The organism is Okeania sp. SIO2B9 (assembly GCF_010672505.1).
Classification (GTDB): Bacteria; Cyanobacteriota; Cyanobacteriia; order Cyanobacteriales; family Microcoleaceae; genus Okeania; species Okeania hirsuta.
In genome coordinates this window covers 1-3,585 of record NZ_JAAHGK010000811.1, presented here as the reverse complement: position 1 = coordinate 3,585, position 3,585 = coordinate 1, and the positions used below count along the sequence as shown (strand labels likewise).

The window sequence follows — 3,585 nt, the reverse complement described above, 5'->3', positions numbered from 1 at the left end:
AAAAAAATTAGGAAGAAATTCTCATCCCTTTGCTTGTTTCAGCAATATGACAATCAAAAACAACTATACAGTAGTTGAATATTGACTAAGGAATTATCAAATTATCTAACCTTTTTTGCGTTGACCCAACATGGTGAGAAGCAAATTTTTCAGCATTAGTATCTCACCTGACTTAGAGATAAGAAATTATTGATGACTACTCAAACCTTAATAACTAATCATCAGCTAGAAAATAGTGTGGTCGAAATTTATCGACTACTCAAAATACAAGCAAAATAATTAGGCAAAAATTATCATAATGATAGGTTTCGTTAAGAGGATAAATTATCTCGCCAAAACCTATACAATAGTTAAATATTAGGTAAATAATTATCAAATTTTCTAGTTTCAGCCATCGCAATAATTTGACTTTTAACTATTGCTATATTTGCCATATTTTTTGGTTTTACCCAACTTACGAGAAACAAAAAAAAAATCACTATCAACATCTTACAGTACTCAAATATGAAAAATGATTTATGACCGAAAAATTATGGTTAATAGCTTCCCTTTTTCAAGGGATGAGAAAACAGAATATTCTAGATTTCAATCCTCTTGCTTTCCTACGGAATGCTGCGCAAACAGCAAGATGTACTGATAACTGATAACTAATAATTGATAACTGAAATGACTATTCAACTACTAACAGCAAATAATCAGCCAGAAAATACTTTCCCAGAAAACTCTTTATTATTAAAAGCAGAAGCATTAGAAAAAAGCTTTACTTTACACAACCAAGGCGGAGTAAAATTATCAGTCTTAAAAAATATTTCTCTCAGTTTAACAGCAGGAGAATGTATTGCTTTATCTGGTAAGTCTGGTTCGGGAAAATCTACATTTATGCGTTGCCTTTACGGTAACTATCGAGTCGATAAAGGTTCGGTTTTAATCAAACATAAATCTACCTGGGTCGATCTTCCTAAATTAGCACCCCATCAAATATTAGAAGTACGAAAAAATACTATTGGTTATGTTAGCCAATTTTTACGAGTAATTCCTCGTGTGGCAGCTTTAGAAGTAGCAGCAGAACCTTTATTAGAATTAGGAACTGAGCCAAAAGTAGCCTATCAAAAAGTGGCAGAATTATTCGATCTATTGAATTTACCAAAACGTCTTTGGCATCTTTCTCCTACTACTTTTTCTGGAGGTGAAAAACAACGAATTAATCTCGCCAGAAGCTTAACAGTTGATTATCCAATTTTATTATTAGATGAACCAACATCAGCTCTAGATTCTGTCAATCGTCAAGTAGTAATTGAACTTTTAGAAAAACGCCTAGTTAATGGGTGTGGTTTAATCGGCATTTTCCATGATGAAGAAGTAAAAAGAAGACTTTGTACCAGGGAAATTATGTTTGGAATTTAGTTAATAGATATCTCCATAAAATAGGGAGTAGGAAGTAGGAATTTTGCATGAAACGTCCGTACAGAGTAGGGGGAAATAATTGATAATTTATGTACGATAATTGATTTTATTTTTGATTTTTGGAGATGTTTAATGAAACCTAAGCATTCAGCCGTCAGCTATGAGTCATCAACTATTGCTTTTGAGCTTTATTAAACCCTATATTCAGGTAAGCATTCAGCTATCAGCCATCAGCTATCAGCTTTTTTTATTACCTTTAAAGGAGGAAAAAGTAATTGAGATATTTCCAATAATTAGTTGAAAATGTATTATGAAATTAAGCAGATGGCTGCTTTATTAATTAAAAAGCTGAGAGCTAACTGCTTATGGCTGAATGCTTAGATATTAAGGGGTATTATTAAGTCAGAATCCAGTGATAATTAAATCTTACAAAAACAGGTTCCTTTGAGGTTAAAGTCTATATTCATTTAAACACTTCCTTCATAGGAAAGTTTTATTGCGCTCGAACTGACAGCTAATAGCTGAATACTTACAATGAAACTTAAACAATTTTCCAGCCAAAATAGTGAATTTAAAACATTTTTCATTGAACAGTATCATTTTTTGACTATGGGGTAGTTTTTATTAAAAACAACATCTAGAAAAAGAAAAAAATGAGAAGGTTGAAAGTTTTGTATTTTATCGCAAAAGTAAAGTTAGAGCTTATGAAAAATTAGAAACCATAGAATATCAATAATTAGCCTTAATGAGCCTTTTGGCTTTTGTCATACTTTTATTGATCTTCCCTCGAAATAATGAAAATAGTTAGTAAGCATTCAGCGGTCAGCTATAAGCTATTAATTCATTGCTTTTTATAGCAGGAATTAGTATTGAGATATTTAAGGATAATTCAAAGTATTGTAAAAAAAACTAACCTTGACCTTAGCAGTGTATATTCATTATTTATGAAACAGCTAAAAGCTGACTGCGAGCTAGCTGTTTGCGCAGCATTCCGCAGGAAATGCTTACAATAGTTAAACTTCATAATCAATAGTAATTTTATCTGCCAAAATTGGCTTAATCAAAGTCTTAATAATTTCTTGATGATAGGCATTTTTTGCATAAGCATCAAGAGCAACTTGATCCTTAAATTGCACTACTAAACCATTTTGAAAACCTTGAGAAAGCTCCGAGAAATTATTCCCACAAGATATATCAATTATTTCCGGCACTTTCTCTTTCATTCCTTTTAAAGCAGACATAACCGAGGTAATAGTTTCTGCTGAAGTATCTGGATGCCACTTAAATAAAACTATATGTACTATCATATAAATCAATCTTTCAAAACTGCTCCTGTATTTTAACAGAAATAGAGGTTACTATAGAGAAACTAAAAATTCCAATTGGTTAATTTAAGATTAACTGTTGATTAAATAAATATGAACGAACAAATTTACACAAACTATCGCCTACAGTTACCAGACCAAGAAACTATTGGTACTCTCATAGTTCGTGATGGAAAAATAGCCGAAATTCAGCCAGGAATAGTTAATATTGGTCAAGATGGTCAAAGAGAATATTTAATGCCTGGACTGATAGAACTTCATACAGATAACCTAGAAAAATGTATGTCTCCTCGCCCTGCTGTAAAATGGCCTTTAGCAGCAGCAGTATCTTACCACGACCGAGACTTAATTACTTCTGGAATTACAACAGTTTGTGACGCGATCGCCATTGGAGATATTAAACCTAATTCTGTTCGAGTTAAGCGTTTTGGTGAAATGATTGAAGCTATTTTTGAGGGGCAAAAAACAGGTAGACTTCTGACAGATCATCGGCTACATTTACGTTGTGAAATTTCCTTTGAAGATATATTTACTGCTGCAGAAAAATATGCAAATAATCCGTTTCTTTCTCTCATGTCTTTGATGGATCATACTCCTGGTCAAAGACAATTTGTGAGTGTGGAAAAATATAAAGAATATTACATGGGTAAGTATGGAATTAGCGAAACAGAAATGAATAAATTTATTGCCCATCGTCAGGAAACTCAACAACAATATGCTCCTAAAAATCGTCAAGCATTAGTTGAATTAGCAAAACAAAATGGAATTTCCCTAGCTTCTCACGATGATGCAACAATAAGTCATGTGCAAGAAGCTTTAGAGAATGGGGCAGTTTTAGCAGAATTGTTTTCCTCGC

At 32.5% G+C, this 3,585-nt stretch carries 3 protein-coding genes; 2 read left to right on the top strand and 1 reads right to left on the bottom strand.

All coding sequences use genetic code 11. The annotated features are described in order from the left end of the window. Positions 1-666 precede the first annotated feature (666 nt). Positions 667-1,404 (top strand): phosphonate C-P lyase system protein PhnL, encoded by a 738-nt coding sequence (phnL, locus tag F6K13_RS23775; RefSeq protein ID WP_124146789.1) that lies wholly within the window; start codon positions 667-669, stop codon positions 1,402-1,404. Positions 1,405-2,417: 1,013 nt separating this feature from the next. On the opposite strand, the gene F6K13_RS23770 is transcribed toward phnL, so the two are convergent. Then, a complete protein-coding gene (locus F6K13_RS23770; protein ID WP_124146788.1) occupies positions 2,418-2,711 on the bottom strand; it encodes a Dabb family protein in 294 nt (97 codons plus the stop codon). Positions 2,712-2,822: 111 nt separating this feature from the next. Between F6K13_RS23770 and F6K13_RS23765 the strand changes: the two genes are divergently transcribed. Next, on the top strand, positions 2,823-3,585 hold a 763-nt coding region (locus F6K13_RS23765), incomplete at its 3' end, for an alpha-D-ribose 1-methylphosphonate 5-triphosphate diphosphatase (protein ID WP_287288584.1).